Origin of the sequence: Lawsonibacter faecis (assembly GCF_014287675.1) — a bacterium.
Classification (GTDB): Bacteria; Bacillota; Clostridia; order Oscillospirales; family Oscillospiraceae; genus Pseudoflavonifractor; species Pseudoflavonifractor faecis.
In genome coordinates this window covers 37,889-62,800 of the sequence record NZ_JACOPQ010000013.1, presented here as the reverse complement: position 1 = coordinate 62,800, position 24,912 = coordinate 37,889, and the positions used below count along the sequence as shown (strand labels likewise).

The window sequence follows — 24,912 nt, the reverse complement described above, 5'->3', positions numbered from 1 at the left end:
CCCGGTGAGCGGTCCGCCCCGGGCAAACGGGCCCGCTCTGCGCGGTGACGTCCGAAAAGAGGACGCCCATTTCTCTGTTGCCGACTACTTCTAGCGGAGGTATCTTATGTCTTACTGTGTCAACTGCGGGGTGGAGCTGGACGCGACGGCGTCGGCCTGCCCGCTGTGCCATACGCCGGTGGTCAACCCGTCTGCCCCGGTGGATACCGTGAGCCCCAGACCCTTTCCCACCCAGAAGGGGGAGGTGCCCGAGGTCTCCAAGTGGGAGCTGGCGCTGCTCCTCTCCGCCATGCTGGCCTCGGCGGCGCTGTGCTGCGGCATTTTAAACCTCTTTCTCCACCCGGAGCGGGCCTGGTCCCTCTACGTCATCGGCGCGGCGGTTATGCTGTGGGTCTGGTTTGTGCCGCCCCTGCTGATGCGGGGGATGCACCTGTGCACCCGGCTGGTTTTCGACGTGGTGGCCGTGGCGATTTACGTGTACCTCATCTCTGTGGATTTGAGCGGCAGCGCCTGGTTCTGGCATCTGGCCCTGCCGGTCATCCTGCTGGGGGGCGCGGCGGTCCTCTTCCTGGGCCTTGTCCTGCGGGGCGGGAAGCGGAGCATCCTGAGCAGCATCACCCTGGTCATCGGGGCCGTGGGCTTCTTCCTCTTCGGGGTGGAGCTCTTTCTGGACTGGTATCTGCTGGGAACCTGGGAGCCCACCTGGTCCCTGGTGGTGGTCACCATCTGCGTGGCCCTCATCATCCCGCTGGTCATCGTCCGCCGGGTGCCCTCCCTGCGGGAAGAGGTGCGGAGAAGATTCCACATGTGAGGAGGGTTTTCCGATGATTCAGTCCATCGTGCACATCGCCCTGGTGGTCCGGGACTACGACGAGGCCATCGCATTTTACACGGAGAAGCTGCATTTCACGCTGGTGGAGGACACCTATCAGCCCGAACAGGACAAGCGCTGGGTGGTGGTGGCCCCGCCCGGTTCCAGCGGGACGACGGTTCTGCTGGCCCGGGCCTCCAAAAGCGTCCAGGAGCCGTATATCGGCAACCAGGCCGGGGGACGGGTGTTCCTGTTCCTGGGGACCGACGACTTCTGGCGGGATTACAATGAGATGAAGGCCCTGGGAATCGCCTTTGAGCGGGATCCCAAGGAGGCCGACTACGGCATGGTGGCGGTGTTCCGGGACCTCTATGGGAACCTGTGGGATCTGGTGCAGTTCAACCCCGGCCACCCCATGGCGGCGCGGGTGAAATAGACGGCAAGAAACGCGCGCAGGATTCTGCGCGCGTTTTTGATAAGGAAACAATACGCCTGCGCGGAGCATCGGTCAAGATACCTCTAAAATCAATCGGTTAGATTGCCATAATTTGGGCGGCGATAATAATGGGAAAATTAAAAGATTTAAGAATAGAGAGAAAACTTACGCAGGAAAAATGCAGATGCTGACCGGAATTGACCAAAGCGACTGCTCAAAGATTGAAAATGAAAGGCGCTACTGATTCCTTTGAGCAATGCAAAAGGATTGCAATTGCCTTGGACACAAGCATGGAGTATCTTGCCGGGCTGACCGATGAAAAAGCGCCGTACCCGAGGCGCAAAGAGTGAGGCGCCGAATGGGCGGCGCTTTCATCGGGCCGCCTTCCTACGGGGCGGGCCCCTGCCAAGAGGCCCCGGCGGGGCGTCGACGTGCCCTGCGGCAGACGATATGCACTCAGACAATGAATATTCATATAAAAACGAATAATATGCATATTGCTAGCATAGTACACGAGAATAAACGGGGGCAACTCGCATAATTATGCGAGTTGCCCCTTGCTTTTTAGCGCGGGCCGTGGTAGACTATCCCCAATGAAACAACAAACGGAGGTTTTTACCATGTCTGAGATAAAAAAAGTGGTCCTCGCTTACTCCGGCGGTCTGGATACGTCCATCATCATCCCCTGGCTGAAGGAGAACTACGGAAACCCCGAGATCATCGCCGTCTCCGGTGATGTGGGCCAGGGCACCGAGCTGGACGGCCTGGAGGAGAAGGCCATCAAGACCGGCGCCAGCAAGCTGTACGTGGAGGATCTGGTGGACGAGATGGTGGACGAGGTGATCATCCCCTCCCTGCAGATGGGCGCCAAGTACGAGGACTATCTCCTGGGCACCGCCTTTGCCCGGCCCATCATCGCCAGGCGGCTGGTGGAGATCGCCAAGGCCGAGGGGGCCGACGCCATCTGCCACGGCTGCACCGGCAAGGGCAACGACCAGGTGCGGTTCGAGCTGGCCATCAAGCGCTTCGCCCCCGAGATGAAGATTATCGCCCCCTGGCGGGAGTGGGATATCAAGGGCCGTGACGAGGAGATCGACTACGCCGAGGCCCATAACGTGCCCCTGAAAATCTCCCGCGAGACCAACTACTCCAAGGACAAGAACCTCTGGCATCTGAGTCACGAGGGCCTGGACCTGGAGGACCCGGCCAGCGAGCCGCTGTACGACAAGGAGGGCTTTCTGGAGATGGGCGTCAGTCCCGTCATGGCCCCCGACGCGCCTACATACGTGACCATCGACTTCGTGAAGGGCGTCCCCACCGCCGTGGACGGCGTGGAGATGAAGGCCAGCGACATCGTGCGCGTTCTCAACAATCTGGGCGGCGCCAACGGCATCGGCCTCCTCGACATCGTGGAGAACCGGCTGGTGGGCATGAAGGACCGGGGCGTGTATGAGACCCCCGGCGGCACCATCCTCTACCGGGCCCACGAGGTGTTGGAGATGATCACCATCGACAAGGACACCGCCCACATGAAGAGCAAGCTGGCTGTGGACTTCGCCGACCTCGTCTACAACGGCAAGTGGTTCACCCCCCTGCGGGAGGCGCTGAGCGCGTTCGCCACCGAGACCCAGAAGCACGTCACCGGGACGGTGAAGCTCAAGCTCTACAAGGGCAATATCATCACCGCCGGCGTGACCTCTCCCGAGACCCTCTACTCCGAGAACCTCGTCACCTTCGAGGAGAGCGACTACGACCAGAAGGACTCCCAGGGCTTCATCAACCTCTGGGGCCTGCCTGACACCGTCCAGGCGCTGCGGGAGCAGGGGAAGCTGAAGTAAGCAAAATGGAATAGGCAATAGGGAATAGGTGGAGAAAACGCGGCCTATTCCCTATTCCTTATTACGAATTTCATAAAAACAGTTTGGAGTGACATGGCATGAAATTATGGGCCGGCCGGTTCCAAAAGGAGACCGATACCCTCGTCAACGACTTCAACTCCTCCATCACCTTCGACGCCCGGCTCTACAAGGAGGACATCGAGGGCTCCATGGCCCACGCCGCTATGCTGGGGCGGCAGGGCATCATCGAGGCCCGCGAGGCGGAGAAGATTATCGACGGGCTCAAGGCCATTCTGGCCGATATTGAGGCGGACAATGTGGAGTTCTCCCTGGACAACGAGGACATCCACATGAACATTGAGGCCCTGCTCACCGATCGCATCGGCCAGACGGGCAAGCGCCTCCACACCGCCCGCAGCCGGAACGATCAGGTGGCGCTGGATTTTCGCCTCTTCGTAAAGCGGGAAATCCCCGTCATCATCGGCATGGCGCTGGAGCTGGAGAAGGTGCTGGTCAAAAAGGCGCGGGCCAATCTGGAGACCGTCATGCCCGGATACACCCACCTTCAGCGGGCACAGCCCACCACCTTCGCCCACTACATGATGGCCTACGCCAACATGATAAGGCGGGACATCACCCGCCTGGAGGACTGCACGGAGCGCATGGACGAGTGCCCCCTGGGCGCGGGCGCCCTCGCCACCTCCACCTACGGCGTGGACCGCTTCCAGACTGCCGCCGCCTTGGGCTTCCGGAAGCCCACCGACAACTCTATGGACTCGGTCTCCGACCGGGACTTCGCCATCGAGTTCCTCTCCGCCTGCTCCATCCTCATGATGCACCTGAGCCGTTTCTCCGAGGAGATCATCCTGTGGTGCTCCTGGGAGTTCAAGTATGTGGAGCTGGACGACGCCTACTCCACCGGCTCGTCCATCATGCCCCAGAAGAAGAACCCCGACGTGGCCGAGCTGGTCCGGGGCAAGACCGGGCGGGTGTACGGCTCCCTGTTTTCCCTGCTCACCGTTATGAAGGGGCTGCCCCTGGCCTACAACAAGGATATGCAGGAGGATAAGGAGCCGGTGTTCGACGCCATCGACACCGTGGAGATGTGCCTGCCCGTCTTCACCGCCATGCTGGACACCCTCACCGTCCTGCCGAAGAACATGCGCAAGGCCGCCAGCGGCGGCTTCATCAACGCCACCGACTGCGCCGACTACCTGGTGAAGAAGGGCCTGCCCTTCCGGGAGGCCTACATGATCGTGGGCAGGCTGGTGAATATGTGCATCAAGACGGGGGAGACCCTGGACACCCTGCCTCTCAAGGACTTCCGGTCCGTCTCGGGCGTGTTCGACGCCGACGTGTACGAGGCGCTGGAGCTCAAGACCTGCGTCAACGGCAGAAAGGTCTGCGGCGGCCCCGCCAAGGAGGCTGTGGAGCGGCAGATTGAGGCTATCCGGGCGTTTGTGGAGGAGAGAGGCTGACCTCACACAAATAAACCACAGCTTTCCTTTTTCTGCCGGCGGTGCTATGATAATGGCATGGGCGGATGAGCGGGGAGGCGCAGGATATGCGAAAAATGGCTCATATTATCCAATGAATGAAGCGCGGGGGTGTTGAAGATGTCCAAGCCCAAAATCTATATTGACGGCAAGGAGGGGACCACCGGCCTGCAGATCTATGAGCGGCTGGGGGGCCGGGAGGACCTGGAGCTGCTGCTCATCGATGATGAAAAGCGGAAAGACCTGACAGAGCGGAAGAAGCTCCTCAACGCCGCCGATCTGGTCTTCCTCTGTCTGCCGGATGCCGCCGCCGTCGAGGCGGTGGAGCTGATTGAGAATCCCGGTACCCGGGTGATTGACGCCTCCACCGCCCACCGCACCGCCCCCGGCTGGGTGTACGGCCTTCCGGAGCTCCACGGCCAGAGGGAGAAGATCAGGGACGCGGTCAGGGTGGCCAACCCCGGCTGCTATGCCACCGGCTTCATCAGCCTGGTGCGGCCCCTGGTGGAGGAGGGCGTGCTGCCCCCCGGCTATCCCCTCGCCGCCCACGCCCTCTCGGGCTACACCGGGGCGGGGAAGAAGGCCATCGCCCAGTATGAGGACCCCGGCCGGGAGCGGGAGCTGGACAGCCCCAGGCATTACGCCGTGGGCCTCCGGCACAAGCACCTGCCGGAGATGACGGCGGTCTGCGGCCTGTCCCACGAGCCGATTTTCAGCCCCATCATCTGCGACTACCCCCGGGGGATGGTGGTGGTGGTGCCCCTCCGGCTCTCGATGCTCAGCGGGGAGCAGAGTATTGAGAGCCTGCGCGACCTCTACAGCACCTACTATCAAGGGGAAACGCTTGTCACCCTGCGGCCCGGCGACGCGCCCAAATGCGGTTTTATCGGCGCCAATAATCTGGAGGGTAAGGACACGCTGCAGATCTTCGTCAACGGCAGCGGGGAACAGGCTGTCCTCACCGCCCGACTGGACAACCTGGGCAAGGGCGCCTCCGGCGCGGCGGTCCAGAACATGAACCTGATGCTGGGGCTTGAGGAGACGTTGGGACTGGTACTGGAATAGAAATTCTTGGCGGCTCGGATTGAATCCGCGCCTGCCGCCGCGCCATACGGCGCGCCCCGCTGCGCGGGGATCGGCTTGTCCCGCCCCTGAAGTGCGGCGGAATCACGAACATTGAAGGTCTGTCTGGAGGCGTATATTGATGAAACAAATTTCCGGCGGCGTGACGGCGCCGATTGGCTTCACGGCGGGCGGCATCCGCTGCGGCGTGAAAAAGAGCGCGGGGGCGGACGGCAACCAGCCCGTGGTCAGTTCCATGAAGGACTACCTGTCCGGCAAGAGGGACCTTGCCATGATTCTCTCGGAGAGGGAGTGCACCGCCGCGGCTACCTACACCATGAACCGAGTGAAGGCCGCGCCCCTCTATGTGACCATGGAGCATCTTGAGGACGGCGTTGCCCGGGGCGTGATCGCAAACTCGGGCAACGCCAACGCCTGCGCCCCCGAGGGGCACGAGAATGCGGAAAAGATGTGTGCGGCGGCTGCGGCGGCCACCGGGCTGAAGCCCACCGACTTCGTTGTGGCCTCCACCGGCGTCATCGGCCAGACCCTCAACATTGCGGCCATTGAGCAGGGTGTGCCCATTCTGGCGGAGCAGATGAAGAGGGAGGGCGGCTCGGACGACGCGGCCCGGGCCATTATGACCACCGACACTGAGAAGAAGGAGATCGCCGTGACGGTCCCCATCGGCGGGAGTACGGTGACCATCGGGGCCATTGCCAAGGGCTCCGGCATGATCCACCCCAACATGGGCACCATGCTCTGTTTCGTGACGAGCGACTGCGCGATTTCCCAGGAAATGTTAAATGATGCCCTCCATGAGATTGTGCCGCGGACCTTCAACCGGGTCACCGTGGACGGGGACACCTCCACCAACGATATGTGCGTGGTCCTCTGCAACGGCATGGCGGGCAATCCGCTCATCGAGTGGAAGGACGACAGCTACACCGTCTTTGTCCGGGCCCTCCACTTTGTCTGCGAGGAGCTGGCGAAGGCCATCGCCGGCGACGGCGAGGGCGCGACCCGGCTGGTGACCTGCCGGGTCGCCGAGGCCCGCAGCGAGGAGAGCGCTGAGCGCCTGGCCAAGGCCGTGGTGGGCTCGCCCCTGGTGAAGGCCGCCATGTTCGGCGCGGACGCCAACTGGGGCCGGGTTCTCTGTGCTATGGGCTATTCCAAGGCCCCTTTCCGCCCCGAGTACGTGGACGTAAAGTTCTGCTCCGATCTGGGGGAGATTCTGGTCTGCCGGCACGGCGCGGGGGTGGACTTCGACGAGGACCGGGCCAAGAGCATCCTATCCCGGGACAATGTGGTCATCGACGTGTGCCTCCGCGAGGGGGAGCATGAGGCGAGCTGCTGGGGCTGCGATCTGACCTATGATTATGTGAAAATCAACGGGGACTACCGGACATAGGAGAGCGTGGCGTGGAGATTTTTTTGTTCACGGTTCTTCTGGTGAGTTTAGTGCTGATACCCGGAACGATGAGTTACGCCGTGTCCCGCTGGTGCCTGAAGCGCGGGCGGCGGTTTATCTGCATTCTGGCGCTGGCGCTGCTGGGGGCGGGCGTGGTCTACGGGGTCCTGCGGTTTACCGGGATTATCCTGTTTGCCGGAGACAACTATATGTCCTATCATTTTTTCGACGCCAGCTTCCGGGACGACGGGTTCCCCTATATCTTCTTCGGCGGCGCACTTTTCCTGGGTACGGCGGCCGCCTTTGCAGCCGGACGGCATGAAGTCCGCGCCGCCGCGGCGGCGGAAAGGGAGAAAGAGTAAATGCCATATCATCAGACGGAGCGCGCCCAGGTACTGGCCGAGGCGCTGCCCTATATTCAAAAGTACTCCGGCAAAACGGTGGTGGTCAAATACGGCGGCAACGCCATGATCTCCGACGAGCTGCGCCACGCCGTCATCTCCGACATCATCCTGCTCCATCTGGTGGGCGTGCGGGTGGTGGTGGTCCACGGCGGCGGTCCGGAGATCACCGACATGCTGAATAAGATTGGCAAGGAGTCCAAATTCGTGGACGGCCTGCGGTATACCGACCGGGAGACCATGGACGTGGTCCAGCAGGTCCTCTGCGGCAAGGTGAACAAGAATCTGGTCTCCACTCTCAACCGCCTGGGCGGCAGAGCCATCGGCCTGTGCGGCATGGACGCGGGCCTCTTTGAGGCCAGGCGGCTGGATGAGAAGTACGGCCTGGTGGGGGAGATCACCCATGTGGACCCGGCGGCGGTCACCGACTGCCTGAACGACGGCTATATCCCCGTCATCTCCACCGTGGCCCAGGGGGCCGACGCCGAGACCGCCTACAACATCAACGCCGACACCGCCGCCGCCAAGCTGGCGGTGGCCCTCCACGCGGAGAAGCTCATCCTCCTCACGGACATCCGGGGCCTGCTGCGTGACCCCGGGGACGAGGACACCCTCATCCCCGTGGTGGAGCTGTCCCAGGTGCCGGGCCTGGTGAAGGACGGCGTCATCAAGGGCGGCATGATCCCCAAGGTGGACTGCTGCGTGGAGGCCGTCCGATCCGGGGTGAAGAGCACCATTATTCTCGACGGCCGCATCCCCCACTCCATCCTCATAGAACTGCTGAGCGACGAGGGGATCGGGACGATGCTTCTGTAATAGAAAAACGCAAAGGTAAACCGTAAAGAGCGCTCGGCGCGCAGTCGGCTTTCTGCCGTTCGCCTTTACCTCGAAAGAAGGGAACGCCATCGTGAATCATGAAGAACTCAAGCGTTTGGACGGCCGCTACGTCATGCCCACCTACGGCCGGTTCGACGTGGACATCGACCACGGCAGCGGAGCCACCCTGTACGACCTGGCGGGGCGGGAGTATATCGACTTTGCCAGCGGCATCGGCGTAAATTCCGTGGGGTACGCCAACCCCAAATGGGTGGCGGCCGTCACGGAGCAGGCGGGGAAGCTGGGGCACATCTCCAACCTTTTCTACTCCCAGCCCTGCGCCAGACTGGCCCAGCAGCTCTGCGAGCGCACCGGCATGGCCAACGCCTTCTTCGCTAACTCCGGCGCGGAGAGCAACGAGGGCATCATCAAGCTGGCGCGCAAGTACTCCTTCGACAAGTACGGGAAGGGGCGGGGGACCATCATCACCCTCAAAAACTCCTTCCACGGCCGCACCATCACCACCCTGACCGCCACCGGCCAGGACGTCTTCCACAACTATTTCTTCCCCTTCATCGACGGCTTCCGCTATGCCGAGGCGGGGAATATGGACAGCGTGGCCGAGGTTGCCGGCCACGACGTCTGTGGCGTGCTGCTGGAGCTGGTCCAGGGCGAGGGCGGCGTGCTTCCCATGGACCAGGCCTTCGTCCACGACCTGGCCGTCCTCTGCGCGGAGCGGGACTGGCTGCTGCTGGTGGACGAGGTGCAGACCGGCGTGGGCCGGACGGGCACCCTCTTCGCCTTCCAGCAGTACGGCATCATTCCGGACGCCGCCTCCTTCGCCAAGGGAATCGCGGGAGGTCTGCCCATGGGCGGCTTCCTGGCGAACGACAAGTGCAGCGGCGTGCTGGGTCCCGGCGCCCACGCCACCACCTTCGGCGGCAACCCCATCTGCGCCTCCGCCGCGCTGGCGGTGCTGGATATCCTGGACGAGGAGGCGCTGGCCGCCGTCCGGGAGAACGGGAACTATCTCCGGGCGAGGATTGAGCATATGGGTGTGGACTGCCTGGGCGGCACCCGGGGCCTCGGCATGATGATCGGCGTGGAGGTCCTGGGGGAGCGCAGCAACAGGGAGCTGGCCGCCAGGCTCATCGAAAACGGCCTGCTGGTCCTGACGGCGGGCACGGCCCTGCGCCTCCTGCCCCCCCTTACCATCACACGGGAGGAGATTGACAAGGGCCTCGCCATCATGGAGCGGACGCTGGCATAGACCGCCGGCGGGGCGGGTCCCGCCGAAATTACGTATCGAGGTGACTGAAATGCAAAAGGACCTTTTAAAGCTCTTGGACCTCTCGAGGGAGGACATCACCAAAATCCTGAACGTGGCCGACCAGATGAAGTACAACCAGAAGCACGGCCTGACCCACAATTACCTCCAGGGCAAGACCCTGGCCATGATTTTTGAGAAGAACTCCACCCGCACCCGTGTGTCCTTTGAGACCGGCATGTTCCAGCTGGGCGGACACGCGCTCTTCCTCTCCGGCAAGGAGAGCCAAATCGGCCGGGGCGAGCCCATCCAGGACACGGCCCGGGTCCTCTCGCGGTACTGCGACGGCATCATGATCCGCACCTTCGGCCAGGACGAGGTGGAGGAGCTGGCAAAGTACGCCTCCATCCCCGTCATCAACGGCCTCACCGACTTCTCCCACCCCTGCCAGGTACTGGCCGACCTCATGACCGTCCGGGAGCACCAGACCAAGCTGGAGGGGCTGAAGCTCTGCTTCATCGGCGACGGCAACAATATGGCCAACTCACTCATCGTGGGCGGCCTCAAGTGCGGCATGGACGTGTCCGTGGCCTGCCCCGAGGGGTACGACCCGGACCAGAGGGTGCTGGACTTCGCCAAAACCGTCGCCGACTGCAAATTTGAGCTCTGCCGCAGGCCCGAGGAGGCCGCGGTGGACGCCGACGTGGTCATCACCGACGTGTGGGCCTCCATGGGACAGGAGGAGGAAAAGGCCGTGCGCGAGAAGGCCTTCGCCGGCTACCAGGTCAACGCCGCCCTCATGTCCCTGGCCCATCCCGGCGCCATGGTCCAGCACTGCCTGCCCGCCCACCGGGAGGAGGAGATCACTGCCGAGGTCTTCGAGCACCACGCCAATGAGATTTTCGATGAGGCGGAGAACCGCCTTCACGCGCAGAAGGCGGTCATGTACCTGCTGATGGGCGGGGAAGAGGCGCAGTAGGACAGGATGGGGAGGAGAAACTGACGCCGGAGCTGCAGGCCCTCATCAACAGTATGACGCCAAAAGATTGCGTGCATAACCTTGGCATATGCTGAGCAGGCCCGGTGGGTGTCTTTATTTAATGGGAATATGTGCCAAGGCCCCATCGTCAGCAGCAGGGATACGGGTCAGCTGGCGGAAATATTCGGCGTGCCGGTCCTGGCGTGCTCGCTCTTTGACAGCGATGTGCTCACGATATCCTACAGCGACCTGGAACGGGGGATCAAGGCGGACTATGCCAGGCCGAACGTTCCAGAGTATATGGAGTTTGATTCGGATACCTATCAGACGCAGTTTCCTGAGTTCCTGGTTGACCTGTGCGGAGAGGACGCGCGGGAGAGGCTCAGGGAAATCTGGGCGAGCGAGGAGTACGTCTTTGCCGATGACAAAATGTACGACATCTGCGGGCTGCTCGGTGCGCAGGCGCTCTACAGCGGGGACGAGATACCGGAGGGCTTCATTCCAATCACATAAAAACAGGGCGGTTCCGAGGAACCGCCCTGTTTTTTCATTCATATCAAAGATAATCTTAAAAAACAAATCTGGGTTTCGCAAAAATTTGGGAGTAGGATATCCGGAAAAGGGAGGATGGGATATGAGACGATATATGCCTGTGTGCCTGCTGTGCCTGCTCCTGCTTCTGTCCGCCTGCGGCGGAAACCGCGGCGGACCCGCCGTAGTCCATGACGACCCGCCGGTCCCTGCGGCAGCGGCGGCGCCAAAGACCACTGTGGATTTGGACGCTGCGGCCTGGGAGGGCGGGAGGGACGGAGCGGCGGAAATTGTGTCTCTGGAGTACGATTTGGGGGAGGCTGCCGTGGACGGGATGACCTTTCGCATCCGGGGCAGGCTCTCACTGCCTGCGGCGGGGGAGCGCCTGCCTCTGGTGCTGGTGCTCCACGGCAACCACGACGGCAAGAACCCGGACGCCCGGTTTTACGAGGGCTTTGCCTACCTGACCGAGTACCTGGCCCGCCGGGGCCTGGCCGCGGCCAGCCTGGACATTCAGAGCGCGTACGGCCAGAGGGATGACGACGTGAGGACGGCCCAGATCGCCGGGCGGCAGCTGAACTGCTTTGCCCGGGCCAACGGCGGGGAGGACCTCTTCCCGCTGGACCTGACCGGGCGGCTGGACCTGGACAGCGTGATTCTGGCGGGCCATTCCAGGGGCGGCGACGCGGCGCTGAACCTGGGCTGCGCCTGGGAAAACGCCATAGGCGTGTGCGCGGTGGCCCCCAACCTGAGGGTGGCGGAAAAAGACTGGCGGGACATCCCCGCAGTAATTCTGGTGCCGCAGATGGACGGGGACGTGGACACGCTGGACGGCTATGCCTACCTTCGGCCCCGCTGGGATGACGGGCTGAAAAGCCCCACCGGCCTGACGCTTCTGGAAGGGGCGAACCACAATTTCTTCAACGCCTCTCTTTCAGAGGACGACGCCGCCTGCGGTAGCGGAGCGGCCCTGACGCCCAGGGAGCAGCAGGACTTCCTTTGCCGCTATCTGGCCGATTTCTGCGAAGCGGCGGCAGGGAAGGGTGCGCTGCTTGACGCCGCCGGGCCTGCGCCGGGGCGGCGCTATGGCCAGGCGGTCCGGGAGCTCTGGCTGTCGGGGGATACGGCGCTCTTATCGGACAGCGGGAAGGCCGCCGCGGCCTCCGACGGGTGCAGGACCCGGCGCATCACGGCGGACAGCCGGTCCACTGATATCGCAATCCCCCTGAGCTGGGGCACGGATCACGCCCTCACGTTCTGGGAGGGCGTCTGGGAGCGCGGGGGCGGGGCGATGGACCTGCCGCTGAAGCAGGGGGACCTGAACGGCTTTGACACCCTGGCGCTGGATCTGGCGGTGATGGAGCAGGCGGACAATCTGACGCTTGTCCTGACCGACAGCGCCGGCGGCAGCGCGGGGGTGCGCCTGAGCGCGCCGGAACCGGCCCTGGGCGGAAGCGGATATACCCTGTTTTCCCAGATACGGGTTCCGCTGAGCCTCTTCACGGAGGTGGATTTGGGGAGCGTCGTGCGGTGTTCCCTCACGGCGGACGGCGGAAGGGTATGGGTCAGCGCGGCCTGGGGACGGTGACGGACGGCGCGGTTCGCGGGGCAAAAAAGGAGGGCGGCCAATCGGCCGCCCTCCTTTTACATCTCATTTCAGTCCGCCAGATACTTTTTCACCAGCTCCTGCAGCAGCTCGTCCCGATCCAGACGGCGGATCAGCGCACGGGCGTTGTTGTAGTTGGTGATATAGGTGGGGTCCTCGGAGAGAATATAGCCCACGATCTGGTTGATGGGATTGTAACCCTTCTCCTGCAGGGAGTTGTAGACAGACGTGAGGATATCTTTAATCTCCTGATCCTTCTCATAGCTGAGGCTGAATTTTCTCGTGTAGTCCATCTCCATAATGGTCACACCCCCCGAGCAATATTGTTACTTCTTGTAACTGTTCCCTATTGTACCCGAAATAAATCAGAGTGTAAAGGGGAGATTGCGAAAATTTAGGAAAGTTTAATAGTTGGGGCGCCAATGCGCGGCTTCTATTTGCCATACCTTCCATTTCCAGTTTGAAATGGGCGCAGCCGCACAAACTAATGCCGAGGTGAACGGCAATGAAAGGGAAGTACAACGACATGTATTCGCTCTTCCGGCACGAGCGCGGCGCGGAGGATTTTTTCAACGCGCTCCCCAGCTACGTGCAGGACCGCATTGGCCCCAGATACCAGAGCATCGACTCCTTCGAGCGCCTGGAGGAGTACGCGGTGAAATACAGCCGCCATTTTTAGGAGGATGAGCAGGATGCCCAAGGACAGCCAGCCCGACAGCAAGAAGGCCCGGATGGAGAAGTGCAACGGCCAGACCCCCATTACCCGGGAGAATCAGAACCAGAACCGCAGCGCGAAGAAGAAGTCCATTCCGAATCACGGCGCATAGAAAACAACCCGTACCTGCGTAAACCGCCCCGTAATGTGCTTTCAGCACATTACGGGGCGGTTTATTTCTTGTATCGGAGGGGGGGCGTCTGCCTGCCCGCCGATTCCTCTCGGGCGGTGCAGTCCGGGGCAGTGGGCGCTTTATCTGCACGGAGCAAATAAATTTTTGCTCCGGCATCAGGGTTTAGGCCCTGCGGGAGAGGGTCAAAACGCTTGCACGGCGCCGGGGCGGTGTGGAGCCTATCGCAGCACAGCGCCCAGCTCGCTCTCCAGCAGCGCCAAAACAGACTTCACGTCCTCGTCCGCCTCGGCGGCGGTGAGGCTGCGGTCCTCGGCGCGGAGGGTCAGGTTGAAGGCCACGCTCTTCCTGCCCGCCGGGATGGGCGCTCCGGTGTAGATATCGAAGAGCTCCACCTCCTTCAGCAGACCTCTGGCGCCCCTGCCGATGCAGTCCACCAGGGCGGCGACGGTGACGTCGTCGCCGCACACCACGGCGATGTCCCGGGTGACGCTGGGGAAGCGGGGGAGGGGCTCGTACCGCGCCTCGCCGGCCCGCTGCTCCAGCAGCGCCAGGAAGTCCAGCTGGGCGGCGAACACGTCGCAGTCCATGCTGTAGTTCTGGGCGGTGAGGGGGTGGAGCTGGCCGAGGACGCCCAGCTCCACGCCGCCCGCCGTCACCCGGGCGCAGCGGCCGGGGTGGAAAGCGGGGATGCCGCTGCGGGACTCAAAGCGCACGTTCCGGACGTTCATGGCGGCGAGCACGGCCTCCACCACGCCCTTGAGGGCGAAGAAGTCCGCGTCCCCGCCATAGGCGCCCAGGGAGAGCATGGGCCGCTCCTCGGCCAGGTCCTGTCCGTCCACCGGGTGGTAGACCGTGGCGATCTCGTAGAGACGGGCGGACTTGTTGCGGTAGGAGTAGTTCCGGGCCAGAGTCTCCAGCATGGAGGGGAGGGCGGTGGTCCGCATGACGGAGGTGTCCTCCCCCAGGGGGTTGAGGATGGTCACCGACCTGCGCAGGGCGGAGTCGGCGGGAAGGCGGATCTTGTCGTAGTAGGACGGGGAGATGAAGGAGTAGGTGATGATCTCGCTGTACCCCATGCCGCGCAGGAGGGCGCCCGTCTGGCGCTCGGACTTCTGCTTGTCCGAGAAGCCGCCCTGGGTGGTCTCGCCCCGCATGAGAGTGACAGGGATTTTGTCGTACCCGTGGAGCCGGGCAACCTCCTCGGCAATGTCGGAGTAGTGCTCCACGTCGGAGCGCCAGGAGGGCACGGTGATGGTGTCGCCCTCCAACTTGAAGTCAAGGCGCTCCAGCATGGCGCGCATCTCGTGCTCGCTGATGTCGGTGCCCAGCAGGGCGTTGATTTTGGCCGGCTCCAGCTTCACGGTGCGGGGGTTTTGGTCGGCGGCGATGACGTCGATGACGCCGTCCACCACCTCGCCGCAGCCCAGCAGCTCCACCAGCTCGCAGGCACGCTGGACGCCCTTATAGGTATTCATGGGGTCCAGGCCTTTCTCATACCGGGCGGAGGCGTCGGTGCGCATGCCCAGGGCGGTGGCGGTGCGGCGGATGGATACGCCGTTGAAGTTGGCGCTCTCGAAGACCACCATGGCGGTGTCGCCCATAATCTCGCTGTTGGCGCCGCCCATCACGCCGGCCACGCCAACGGGCCGGTGTTCGTCGCAGATGCAGAGCATATTGGTAGTCAGGGAGCGGTCCGCCCCATCCAGGGTCTGGATGACCTCGCCCTCCCGGGCGGTGCGGACGATGATCTTTCCGCCCTCCACGCAGGAGAAGTCGAAAGCGTGCATGGGCTGTCCGTACTCCAGCATCACGTAGTTGGTGATGTCCACGATGTTGTTGATGGGCCGCACGCCGCTGGAGCGCAGACGGCGGCGCATCCACTCGGGGGAGGGGGCGATCTTCACGTTGCGCACCATCCGGGCGGTGTACCGGGGGCAGAGGTCCGGGTCCTCGATCTCCACGTCCAGAATGTCGGCCACTGTCTCGCCCTCGGTGCCCCTGACCTTCGGGGTATGGAGCTTGAGGGGCGCGCCGAAGGTGGCGGCGGTTTCCCGGGCCAGGCCGATGACGCTTAGGCAGTCGGGCCGGTTGGGGGTGATCTCAAACTCCACGACGGAGTCGTCCAGACCCAGCAGGGGCACCACGTCCGCACCGGGGGCGAGGCCGTCCCGCAGCAAATCGGGGTCGTCTGAGAGGATGAAGATGCCGTCCTCGATGGCGTAGGGGTAGTCGTGGGTGGTGAGGCCCAGCTCCTTCAGGGAGCAGAGCATGCCGCAGGACTCCACGCCCCGGAGCTTGCCCGCGGTGATGTGGACGCCGCCGGGCAGCCAGGAGTCGTCCATGGCCACGGGCACGCAGTCGCCCACCTCCACATTCTGCGCGCCGGTGACAATTTGAATGGGCGCGCCGGTACCCGCGTCGATACTGCAGGTGAACATATGGTCGGAGTCGGGGTGGCGCTCCATGGAGAGGACCGTGCCCACCACCACGTTTTTGATCTCCCCGCCGGGGATGGACACGCCCTCCACCTTGGAGCCGGAGAGGGTCATGGCGTCGCAGTATTCCTTGTCGCTGACATGAATGTCCACGAATTCCGTCAGCCATTTACGAGATAAATTCATAATTTAGATTCTCCCTTTTTCTGCGGCGGGGGATGGCCCCCGCCCTACGGTTATACGGAGGTGTGCAGGACGGGGACAAGCCCCGCCGCTCCCTCAAAACTGGCTGAGGAACCGCATGTCGTTCTCGAAGATCAGCCGCAGATCGGTGATTCCGAAGCGGCGCATGGCGGTGCGCTCCAGGCCCATGCCGAAGGCAAAGCCGGAGTACACGTCGGTATTGATGCCCACGCCCTGGAGCACCTTGGGGTGGACCATGCCCGCGCCCAGAAGCTCAATCCAGCCCTCGCCCTTGCACACCCGGCAGCCGGCGCCGCCGCAGGCGTGGCACTGGACGTCCACCTCGCAGGAGGGCTCGGTGAAGGGGAAGTGGTGGGGGCGGAAGCGGGTCTTGGTGCCCGCGCCGTAGAGCTGCTCCACCATGGCGTTGAGGGTGCCTTTCAGGTCGGCCATGGTGATGCCCTTGTCCACCACCAGGCCCTCCACCTGATGGAACATGGGGGAGTGGGTGGCGTCCACCTCGTCCTTGCGGTAGACCCGGCCCGGGGCGATGATGCGGATGGGGGGCTGCTGACGCTCCATAGTGCGTACCTGCAGGGGAGAGGTCTGGGTGCGCAGCAGCAGGGAGGAGTCCTCCCTGATATAGAAGGTGTCGCCCCACTCCCGGGCGGGGTGGCCCTCCTCGGTGTTCAGCTTGGTGAAGTTGTACTCCGCCAGCTCAATCTCCGGCCCCTCGGCGATCTGGAAGCCCATGCCAACGAAGATGTCCTTCAGCTCGTCCAGGGCGATGGACATGGGGTGCTTGTGGCCCACCTCGGGGCGCCTGCCGGGGATGGTCACGTCCAGGGTCTCACTCTCCAGCCGGGCGTTGAGCGCCGCCTCCTCAATGGCCTTCTGCCGGCGGGCCAGAGCGTCGGTGAGGGCCTCCCGGACGTTGTTGGCCAGCTCGCCGATGACGGGCCGCTCCTCGGTGGAGAGGGAGCCCATCTGCTTGAGGACGGCGGTGAGCTCACCCTTCTTGCCCAGGTACTTCACCCGCAGGGCCTCCAGGTCCTGAGCGGCCTTGGTCTGCTCCAGCGCCTCCAGGGCCTCGCGCCTGATCTGCTCCAGTTTTTCTTTCATACTTACAGCTCCTTCATTCAGGGGAGAACAGGCCGCTGACGGCCAATCCTCGTTTTGACAACAAAAAATGCCCTTCATCCCTCATACCAAAGGGACGAAAGGCAAGCCTTCCGCGGTACCACCCGCATTCGCGCACCCCGCAGGCGCGCGCACTCAAGCCACCGTAACGGATGGTCACCGTCCGCGTCTTTCCCCGCGGCCGCTCCCGGGCGAACCAAGCGCACTCTTCACAGGCGGCTCTCAGCCGGTGACCGCCATTCTCTGCGTGACGAAACTGCGCTATTTTCCCGTTCTCTGCGTTTATACTTAGTGTTTATACCACATTGGCGTGGAAATTGCAAGATGAAATTGACGCGGCGTTTCCGCAGGGCTATAATGGGCGTTGCCTGTCACAGAATTTGTAAGCTGCGAAGCCCTCCCCGGCGCGCCATCGTATCACACCAAAGAAAAGTGAGCTGAATGAAGTGAGACAGAACCGCACGGAGCTGCTGCTCCGGGAGCCGAACCTCTATAGGGCCTTTCTGATTCTGGCGCTGCCCGTCTTCGGGGCCAATTTCATGAAGGCCTTCAACGAGCTGGTGGACACCTTTTTCATCGGCCAGATCCCGGGCTCCGTGGCGGCGCAGGCGGGGGTGTCCATCTCCTGGCCCCTGCTGAACATCTTCACCGCCTTCCAGGTGGGCTTCGGCGTGGCGGGGGTGGCGGTGATCAGCCAGCTTCTGGGCGCGGGGCGGAAGGACCAGGCCAGGGAGAACGCCGGTGTGCTTCTGGCGGTGGCGGTCCTCTTCGGCGCGGTGATGAACCTGCTGCTCTACTTCGCTGCGCCGGGGGTCATGGCGCTGATGGGGGCGGAGGGGGATGTCTTTGTCTGCGCCGTGTCCTATCTGCGGGTGCGCTCCTTCGAGCTGATCTTCACGTTCATCTTCGCGGCGTTCCAGGCCGTGCGCCAGGCCCAGGGGGATACGGTGACGCCGGTGATTCTGTCCGTCAGCGCCGTGCTCCTCAACATCGTGCTCACCGGCCTCTTCGTCCGGGGCTTCGGCATGGGGGTCTTCGGCGCGGGCCTTGCCACCATGCTGGGAAACGCCGCCGTCGCCCCGGTCTGCCTGCTGCTTCTCTTTTCGCCCAGGCAGTCCCTCAGCCTGACCCGGCGGGAATTCCGCCTGCGGTGGAGCGTATTCTCCCGCCTGACCCGTGTGGCGGCCCCGGCCGCCTTCAGCCAGGCCCTCAGCTCTCTGGGCTTCCTGGTGCTTCAGGCCCTGATCCTCAGCTACGGCGACGCGGTCACCGCGGCGTTCAGCATCGGCAACAAGGTCTCCAACATCCTGCTCATGCCCGTCCTGGCCCTGGGCTCGGTGCTGGCGGCCTATGTGGGCCAGAACATCGGCGCGGGCAACGGCGGCCGGGCGCGGCAGGCCTACATCGTCAGCCGGAACATCGGCCTTGTCATCGCGGTGGCGGGGAGCCTGCTGCTGTTCCCGCTGCGGGGCTGGACCGTAGCGCTGCTCAGCAACGACGCGGCCACGCAGGCCGCCGCCATGGAGTATATGTTCTGGGTGCTGCTGACCCAGCCGCTCATGTCCCTTTTTCAAAACTACCTGGGGGTCTTCAACGGTTCGGGCAAAACCGTCTACGCCTTTTGGATGTCCACCTGCCGCCTCTGGGCAGTGCGGCTGCCCCTGATTCTGTGCTTCCGCCACTTCACCGGCGTGGGGCCAAGCGGGGTGTGGTATGCCATGGTAATCAGCAATTTCATCATCTTGATTTTAGGCGCGCTCCTCTTCCGCAGGGTGGATTTCGCCCCCTGCAGGGCAGTTGCAGAGGAGGAGGCGCCGGACAGGGAGTGTCAGACGCAATGAAAATCGCAACGGCAAAGCAGATGCGGGAGCTGGACCGGATTACCATCGAGGAGCGGGGCGTCCCCTCCACGGAGCTGATGGAGCGCGCCGCCGCCGCCCTGGCCAGGGCGGCCGGGGAGGCGGCCGGGAAGGAGACCGGCGGGCGGGCCGTCTGCTTCTGCGGCGCGGGCAACAACGGGGGCGACGGCGTGGCCGCGGCCCGGCTCCTGCTGGAGGCGGGCTGGGAGATCCGGGCCGTTCTGGTGGGAAGGCGCTACCGCATGACCCCTGACTGCCAGGAGATGGCGGAGCGGCTGGAGAAAAAAGGCGGAAAGCTGGAGGACTTTACAGCCAGCGACCCGGACTTCGCCGCCTGGTGCCTGGGCGCGGACGTGATGATCGACGCCCTCTTCGGCATCGGGCTGAATACCGAGCTGCGGGAGGACGCGCAGATTGCGGTACATATGATGAATACCTGCGCCATCCCGGTGGTCTCCGCCGATATCCCCAGCGGGGTGGAGGCGGACACTGGCCGCATCCTGGGCACGGCGGTAGAGGCTGTCAGGACAGTTACCTTTACACTGCCAAAGGCCGGGCATTTTGTCGGAAAGGGGGCCCTCTGCACGGGGGAGCTCACCGTGGCGGACATCGGCATCCCGGCGGACCTGGTCCAGGGGCAGGAGTACCCCGTCGCGGCGGTGGAGCGCCCGGACGTCCGCCTGCCCCGCAGGCCCCGGGACGCCCACAAGGGGGACTTCGGCAGAGTCTATATCCTGGGCGGCAGCATGGGGCTCTCCGGCGCGCCGGTGATGGCGGCCCAGGCCGCCGTCCGCAGCGGCGCGGGGCTGGTGTCGGTGGGCGTGCCCGGCCAGGTGTGGCCCATCGCGGCGGCCAAGCTGGACGAGGCCATGGTCCACCCCCTGCCCTCGGGCAAGGAGGGGATGCTGGAGCTGGGGGCCGCAATGGCGGTGCTGGAGCGCCTGCCCAGCTTCGGTGTGTGCCTCGTCGGCCCCGGCCTGGGCCGCTCCAACACGGTGGGTACGGTGGTGCGCAACCTCCTCCAGGAGACCAAGCTGCCCGTAATTCTGGACGCCGACGGCATAAACGCCCTCGGCGGGCATATAGATATTTTGGATAGGCGGGGCTGCTGCACCATCCTCACCCCTCACGACGTGGAGTTTGCCCGCATCGGCGGGGACCTCTCTCACGGGGACCGGCTCCGCGCCGCCCGGGAGTTTGCGGTGGAGCACGGCTGCTGCCTGGTCCTCAAGGGCCACCGCACCATCACCGCCTTCCCCGACGGGACCGCCTACGTGAACACCACGGGCAACCCCGGCATGGCGAAGGGGGGCAGCGGCGACGTGCTGGGGGGCATTTTGGCGTCCCTGCTGGCCCAGGGCTTTACGCCCCGGGAGGCCGCGCCCATGGCGGTGTACCTCCACGGCATGGCGGGGGACCTCTGCGCCGCGGAGCTGGGGGAGTACGGCATGACGCCCACAGACATGATCCGCAGGCTCCCGGAGGTAATGAAGCTGGCCGGGCAGTAGAGAGACAGAGATAAGGGGACTGTGAAATGTACCATACGGAAGAAAAGTATCCCTTGTCAAAGCGGGACGTACGGCCCGAGGCGGCGGAGAGAGCCATTATTCTCATGTGCATGATTGCCTCGATGTTCATCGGCATGAGCCTGCTGACGCCGAACCCGCGGAGCCTTTTGCTGAATGCCCTGCTACCGCTGGTCCTGTGCATTCTCTTTGTGCTCCGGAAACGCCCTGTCTTCGGAATTTTGTATACGGCGCTCTTTTTCGCGGTCCGGCTCTACGTTCTCTTTTTTGTCAGGCCCAGCCGGGTTGGCTGGATTGTGCTCATCGCGGTGGGCGGCTTCTATATCTATACCGATATGCAGGCCGTGCGCCTGTGGAAATACAGACATCAGACGTCTTAGGGGGGAAAATCTGTGCGCCATCGCAGAATGATTGGTGCACAAATGATAATCCTCTGTCTGCTCCTGGCCTCCTGCGGCCAGGGCGGACAGGGGGGAGGCAGTAAAGCGGAACAGCTTGCCCTGGAGATCCGCACGGAGTACATCGGGATGACGGCCTGCACGGCCTCCATGGACGTGACCGCCGACTACGGGGAGCGGGTCTACCGGTATGGCATGGGCCTGACCTGGGAGAAGGACGCGCAGACCGTACTCACCCTCACCTCTCCGGAGGATGTGGCGGGGGTGACGGTGCGCATTGAGGCGGGGGAGACCGCCCTGGAGTTCGACGGCGCGCGGATTGAGACCGGAGCCCTCTCGCCCGACGGGCTCTCCCCGGTGGATTCGGTTCCCGCCCTGCTGGACTGGGTGAAGGAGGGCTTCATCGCCGAGTGCGCCGAGGAGACGCTGGGGGAGGTGCAGACTCTGCGGGTCTGCTACCGGGACCCGGACGCCGCCGCGGGCACGGGGACCGAGGCCAGCGTCTGGTTCGATACCGCCACCCACGGCCTGGTCCGGGGGGAGGTCTCCGTGGACGGGGCCACGGTTATCCAGTGCGCGTTTACCGACTTTCAGATGGTGTAAAGAAGCGGCCGCCGGTTCAATACCGGCGGCCGCTTTTCGATTACCGCTCAAGGCATCGGTTTTGAATGTCCAGCCGCGCCTCACGCTCCGCCCGGCTCTCCGCGGAGAGCTCGTGGACTAAAAATTCGGGTGAGATCCGGCGGACCACCGAGGCGATTTCAGGGCAGGACCAGGGCTGGTGGCGGTCAATTTGGAGAATATGGCCGTAGCTTACGCCGAACCGGGCCAAGTACTCCTCCGGCAGATCGGGGGGCAGGGCGCCGGTATGCGCCTTCACGTAGGCCCCGCTCACAGACTGGTGCAGATGCATCCCCCGGATGTAGCGGCACAGCGCCCCGTGCTCGTCCAGCATCCTGTGGATGAAGGCCGCGCCCTCCGCCTGGCTGCCGATTCCCGGGTCTGCGTTCATCAGATGCCCCGTGTCCAGCATGATGCCCTTGTTTTCGTAGTGGATGCCGTCCATCAGGCGGCGGGTGAGGGAGGGGTCCGTAAAGGTGAAGCCCGGCCACCACTGGTTTTCCACCAGAAGGGCGAAGGGCCAGTCCCGTCCGTCCAGCAGGAGATTGACGCACTCCGCCGCCGTATCGGCGACCTCCTCATGGGAGTGCTCCCAGCGGTAGGTGTATCCCTCCTCTATGGACACATCCGACACATGGAAGACCACGTATTTGGCCCCCCAGGCCGCCGCCCGGGCAAGGTCCGCCCGGTAGGCCGACAGGAGGGTATCCCGCCCGGGGGGACCGCCGTAGAAGGCGGCGCAGGCCGCCTTGCTGCCGAACTTCCGGACGAGGGCGGCGGCGTCTCCCCGCCAGAAGTCCAGCCAGTCCGGCCAGAAGGTAAGGTGGTAACCCACATGGAGGGCGGGTGGGATGTCCGTGGGCAGATCCTCGCCGCCCCAGACCACCTCCAGGCCGTCGCAGCCGTGGGCGCGGCAGGAGCGCTCCAGCTCGCCACCCGGATACTCCGCCAGGACGCTTCGCACCAGCGGCAGGCTCATCAGACGGCGCATGATATTCCTCCAGTCAGAATTGAAAGATAAAGGCGGAAAAGCGGGCGGGCTTCCGCCTCGGCCCCCAAACGCGCGGACAGAGGCGGAGCCCGGGACTCCGGGGGAGGAAAAACTCTCCCGGAACCGCGGCGCTCCGCCTCTGTCCGCTTGAAACCTTACCCGGCGGGGGGACGGCTTACTCCTCGAAGTGGTCGTCCTTGGGCTCGAAGTCGATGACCTTCTTCTCCTCCGCCGCCATCTCCGCCGCAATGCGCTCCGCCTCGGCCTGAGCGGCCCTGTCGGCGGCCTCTTTGGCGTCCAGCTCAGCCAGCTTGGCGCGAAGCGCGTCGCGCTCCTCGGCGGTCAGGCGCTCCAGAGCCTCCTGGCGGTACTTCTCGCGGCGCTCCTGAGCGATCTGCTCGCCCTTGCGCCTGAGATCCTCGCTGACGGCCTTGCCCTTCTCCAGGGTTTCGCCGCCCTTGGCGGTGCAGACCTTGCCGAATTCATAGGCCTTCTCGCCTACGATGGCGACGGCGCCGATGCCGGCCAGGGCCACGTTCCACAGGTCCTTACCCAGTTCTTCCAACATAGTTTATACCTCCTATTAATAGTCGTGTCAATCAATTCTTATTTGGATTATCATTTGTTTCTCGCTTTGACTATCCATATTATAACGGCATTCCCTTCAATTATCTTTGCTAAATTATGAACGACAGATTAATCTTTCCTTTATAACAGGTTAATGATATAATCTACCCTGTATTTGATTTCATTTCTAAGAGGGTAACGCAATGGAGACAGCTCAAAGCCGCACCTGGAGAGAGATCAGCCTCTCCAATCTGGAACACAATTACCGCGCCCTCCGGGCCATGCTGCCCCCGGGGTGCCGCTTTTTGGGCGTGGTCAAGGCCAACGCCTACGGAAACGGGTCCGTGTGGGTGGCGAGGCACCTGGAGAGGCTGGGCGCGGAATACCTGGCCGTGGCCTGCGTGGACGAGGGGGCGGAGCTCCGGGCCGCCGGGGTCAAAATCCCCATCCTCATTCTGGGCGACACGCCCGCCGAACGCTCCGGCGACCTGCTGGACCTGAACCTGACCCAGACCGTCCCCGACCTGGAGACCGCGAAGGCCCTGTCGGCGGCGGCGGTGGCCGCGGGGAAGACCCTGAAAATCCACATTAAGGCCGATACCGGCATGTCCCGTCTGGGCTTCCTGTGCGACGAGGCCCATATGGCGGACTCCGTTGCCCGGATGGCCCGGGCCTGCGCCCTGCCCGGCCTGGACCATGAGGGAATTTTCACCCACTTCGCCGACTCCGACGGCAGCGAGGAGTACACCATGCTCCAGTTCACCCGGTTCCTGGCCGCGGTGGAACAGCTCGCGGAGCGGGGCGTAACCTTTGCGATCCGCCATTGCGCCAACAGCGGCGCCGTGTTAAACTATCCCTGTACCCACCTGGACATGGTGCGCCCGGGCCTCGCCCTCTACGGACACTACCCCGCCCCCTCCTGCGCGGGGCTGGACGGCCCCGGCCTCCGGCCCGTGATGGAGCTCAAAAGCCGCATTGCCGCCGTGCGGGCCATGCCCGCCGGGGCCTGCGTCAGCTATGGCCGCACCTGCGCCCTGGCACGGGACAGCCTGCTGGCCGTAATCCCCGTGGGCTATGCCGACGGCCTGCCCCGGCTGTGCTCCAACGGCCTGGAGGTGCTGGTCCACGGCAGACGGGCCTGCGTTGTGGGCCGGGTGTGCATGGATATGTGCATGCTGGACGTCACCGACATTCCCGGCGTGAAGGCCGGGGACGTGGCCACCGTCTTCGGTCACGAGGGCGGGGCGCTCATGCCCATTGAGGAGGCCGCAGCCCGTGCGGGCACCATCCAGTACGAACTGCTCTGCGCCATCTCCGAGCGCGTCCCCCGGGTGTACCTGGAGTAAGCCGAATCGCCGGAGCCCGGGTCTGCGCGCTTCTCCCTATCACGCTCCGGCACGCTCGCGGCCGGGTCGATAAGTTTCCCGGCTGCGGGCAAAGCCCCGTTCCGCCCGGCGTGGAGCGGCCCGGAGCTTCGCCCATCCGCTCCAGACATATCTCCCCTGCTCACGGCCTGCGCGCTTCTCCCTGTCACGCTCCGGCACGCTCGCGGCCGGGTCGATAAGTTTTCCGGCTGCGGGCAAAGCCCCGCTCCGCCCGGCGTGAGGCGGTCCGAGGCTTCGCCCATCCGCTCCAAACTTATCTCCCCTGCTCACGGCCTGCGCGCTTCCTGCATAAACTGGTTCGGGGG

At 63.9% G+C, this 24,912-nt stretch carries 24 protein-coding genes; 19 read left to right on the top strand and 5 right to left on the bottom strand.

The annotated features are described in order from the left end of the window. The first annotated feature begins 106 nt into the window (after positions 1-106). From H8S62_RS14580 to H8S62_RS14525, 12 genes are all read left to right on the top strand, one after another. Positions 107-811 (top strand): DUF6320 domain-containing protein, encoded by a 705-nt coding sequence (locus H8S62_RS14580; RefSeq protein ID WP_155149786.1) that lies wholly within the window; start codon positions 107-109, stop codon positions 809-811. 13 nt (positions 812-824) lie between these two features. Then, on the top strand, positions 825-1,247 hold the full coding sequence (locus H8S62_RS14575) for a VOC family protein (RefSeq protein ID WP_186920014.1): 423 nt from the start codon (positions 825-827) through the stop codon (positions 1,245-1,247). A gap of 620 nt (positions 1,248-1,867) precedes the next feature. Further along, complete coding sequence (locus tag H8S62_RS14570; RefSeq protein ID WP_186920012.1) at positions 1,868-3,085, top strand: argininosuccinate synthase; 1,218 nt, start codon at positions 1,868-1,870, stop codon at positions 3,083-3,085. Positions 3,086-3,183: 98 nt separating this feature from the next. Then, positions 3,184-4,563: an argininosuccinate lyase gene (gene argH / locus H8S62_RS14565; RefSeq protein WP_186920010.1), complete on the top strand. Its 1,380-nt coding sequence runs from the start codon at positions 3,184-3,186 to the stop codon at positions 4,561-4,563. Between the two features lie 138 nt (positions 4,564-4,701). Next, on the top strand, positions 4,702-5,646 hold the full coding sequence (argC, locus tag H8S62_RS14560; RefSeq protein ID WP_186920009.1) for an N-acetyl-gamma-glutamyl-phosphate reductase: 945 nt from the start codon (positions 4,702-4,704) through the stop codon (positions 5,644-5,646). A 139-nt stretch (positions 5,647-5,785) separates the two neighbouring features. Next, a complete protein-coding gene (argJ, locus tag H8S62_RS14555; protein WP_186920007.1) occupies positions 5,786-7,054 on the top strand; it encodes a bifunctional glutamate N-acetyltransferase/amino-acid acetyltransferase ArgJ in 1,269 nt (422 codons plus the stop codon). Between the two features lie 11 nt (positions 7,055-7,065). After that, complete coding sequence (locus tag H8S62_RS14550; protein WP_186920006.1) at positions 7,066-7,416, top strand: hypothetical protein; 351 nt, start codon at positions 7,066-7,068, stop codon at positions 7,414-7,416. Continuing rightward, entirely contained in the window at positions 7,417-8,271 is an 855-nt protein-coding gene (gene argB, locus H8S62_RS14545; RefSeq protein WP_155149801.1) for an acetylglutamate kinase, read from the top strand. 91 nt (positions 8,272-8,362) lie between these two features. Further along, positions 8,363-9,541 carry an acetylornithine/succinylornithine family transaminase gene (locus H8S62_RS14540; protein ID WP_186920004.1) on the top strand — a complete coding sequence of 393 codons (1,179 nt, stop codon included), beginning with the start codon at positions 8,363-8,365 and terminating at the stop codon, positions 9,539-9,541. A gap of 49 nt (positions 9,542-9,590) precedes the next feature. Further along, the gene (argF, locus tag H8S62_RS14535) at positions 9,591-10,517 is read left to right on the top strand and encodes an ornithine carbamoyltransferase (protein WP_155149803.1); all 927 of its coding nucleotides are present in this window, start codon (positions 9,591-9,593) and stop codon (positions 10,515-10,517) included. A gap of 108 nt (positions 10,518-10,625) precedes the next feature. After that, positions 10,626-11,030 carry a hypothetical protein gene (locus H8S62_RS14530; protein WP_186920003.1) on the top strand — a complete coding sequence of 135 codons (405 nt, stop codon included), beginning with the start codon at positions 10,626-10,628 and terminating at the stop codon, positions 11,028-11,030. 121 nt (positions 11,031-11,151) lie between these two features. Next, the gene (locus tag H8S62_RS14525) at positions 11,152-12,636 is read left to right on the top strand and encodes an alpha/beta hydrolase (protein ID WP_186920001.1); all 1,485 of its coding nucleotides are present in this window, start codon (positions 11,152-11,154) and stop codon (positions 12,634-12,636) included. A 68-nt stretch (positions 12,637-12,704) separates the two neighbouring features. Here the strand turns inward: H8S62_RS14525 and H8S62_RS14520 are convergent, their stop codons facing one another. Further along, positions 12,705-12,953, bottom strand: coding sequence for an IreB family regulatory phosphoprotein (locus H8S62_RS14520; RefSeq protein ID WP_155149809.1), 249 nt, complete (start codon positions 12,951-12,953; stop codon positions 12,705-12,707). Positions 12,954-13,159: 206 nt separating this feature from the next. On the opposite strand from H8S62_RS14520, the gene H8S62_RS14515 reads away from it, so the two are divergent. Both H8S62_RS14515 and H8S62_RS18400 read left to right on the top strand, forming a co-directional pair. Further along, positions 13,160-13,333: a hypothetical protein gene (locus H8S62_RS14515; RefSeq protein WP_173023535.1), complete on the top strand. Its 174-nt coding sequence runs from the start codon at positions 13,160-13,162 to the stop codon at positions 13,331-13,333. Positions 13,334-13,346: 13 nt separating this feature from the next. Next, the gene (locus tag H8S62_RS18400; protein WP_279287766.1) at positions 13,347-13,481 is read left to right on the top strand and encodes a hypothetical protein; all 135 of its coding nucleotides are present in this window, start codon (positions 13,347-13,349) and stop codon (positions 13,479-13,481) included. A 239-nt stretch (positions 13,482-13,720) separates the two neighbouring features. On the opposite strand, the gene pheT is transcribed toward H8S62_RS18400, so the two are convergent. Then, positions 13,721-16,123 carry a phenylalanine--tRNA ligase subunit beta gene (gene pheT / locus H8S62_RS14510; protein ID WP_186920000.1) on the bottom strand — a complete coding sequence of 801 codons (2,403 nt, stop codon included), beginning with the start codon at positions 16,121-16,123 and terminating at the stop codon, positions 13,721-13,723. 93 nt (positions 16,124-16,216) lie between these two features. After that, entirely contained in the window at positions 16,217-17,242 is a 1,026-nt protein-coding gene (gene pheS / locus H8S62_RS14505) for a phenylalanine--tRNA ligase subunit alpha (RefSeq protein WP_186919998.1), read from the bottom strand. A 464-nt stretch (positions 17,243-17,706) separates the two neighbouring features. Between pheS and H8S62_RS14500 the strand changes: the two genes are divergently transcribed. Genes H8S62_RS14500 through H8S62_RS14485 form a run of 4 tightly spaced genes read left to right on the top strand, consistent with a single transcriptional unit; the run spans position 17,707 to position 21,646 of the window. Beyond that, positions 17,707-19,101, top strand: a complete 1,395-nt coding sequence (locus H8S62_RS14500) for an MATE family efflux transporter (RefSeq protein ID WP_341481067.1) — start codon at positions 17,707-17,709, stop codon at positions 19,099-19,101. After that, entirely contained in the window at positions 19,098-20,627 is a 1,530-nt protein-coding gene (locus H8S62_RS14495; RefSeq protein ID WP_186919997.1) for an NAD(P)H-hydrate dehydratase, read from the top strand. Before H8S62_RS14500 ends, H8S62_RS14495 begins: the two co-directional genes overlap by 4 nt. A gap of 26 nt (positions 20,628-20,653) precedes the next feature. Then, positions 20,654-21,025 carry a hypothetical protein gene (locus tag H8S62_RS14490; protein ID WP_155149817.1) on the top strand — a complete coding sequence of 124 codons (372 nt, stop codon included), beginning with the start codon at positions 20,654-20,656 and terminating at the stop codon, positions 21,023-21,025. A gap of 12 nt (positions 21,026-21,037) precedes the next feature. Beyond that, the gene (locus H8S62_RS14485; RefSeq protein ID WP_341481066.1) at positions 21,038-21,646 is read left to right on the top strand and encodes a hypothetical protein; all 609 of its coding nucleotides are present in this window, start codon (positions 21,038-21,040) and stop codon (positions 21,644-21,646) included. A 40-nt stretch (positions 21,647-21,686) separates the two neighbouring features. On the opposite strand, the gene H8S62_RS14480 is transcribed toward H8S62_RS14485, so the two are convergent. Both H8S62_RS14480 and H8S62_RS14475 read right to left on the bottom strand, forming a co-directional pair. Next, entirely contained in the window at positions 21,687-22,655 is a 969-nt protein-coding gene (locus H8S62_RS14480) for a TIM barrel protein (protein ID WP_186919995.1), read from the bottom strand. A 175-nt stretch (positions 22,656-22,830) separates the two neighbouring features. Continuing rightward, positions 22,831-23,223, bottom strand: a complete 393-nt coding sequence (locus H8S62_RS14475; protein ID WP_186919993.1) for a hypothetical protein — start codon at positions 23,221-23,223, stop codon at positions 22,831-22,833. A gap of 202 nt (positions 23,224-23,425) precedes the next feature. On the opposite strand from H8S62_RS14475, the gene alr reads away from it, so the two are divergent. Then, the gene (alr, locus tag H8S62_RS14470; protein WP_186919992.1) at positions 23,426-24,568 is read left to right on the top strand and encodes an alanine racemase; all 1,143 of its coding nucleotides are present in this window, start codon (positions 23,426-23,428) and stop codon (positions 24,566-24,568) included. Positions 24,569-24,912 lie beyond the last annotated feature (344 nt).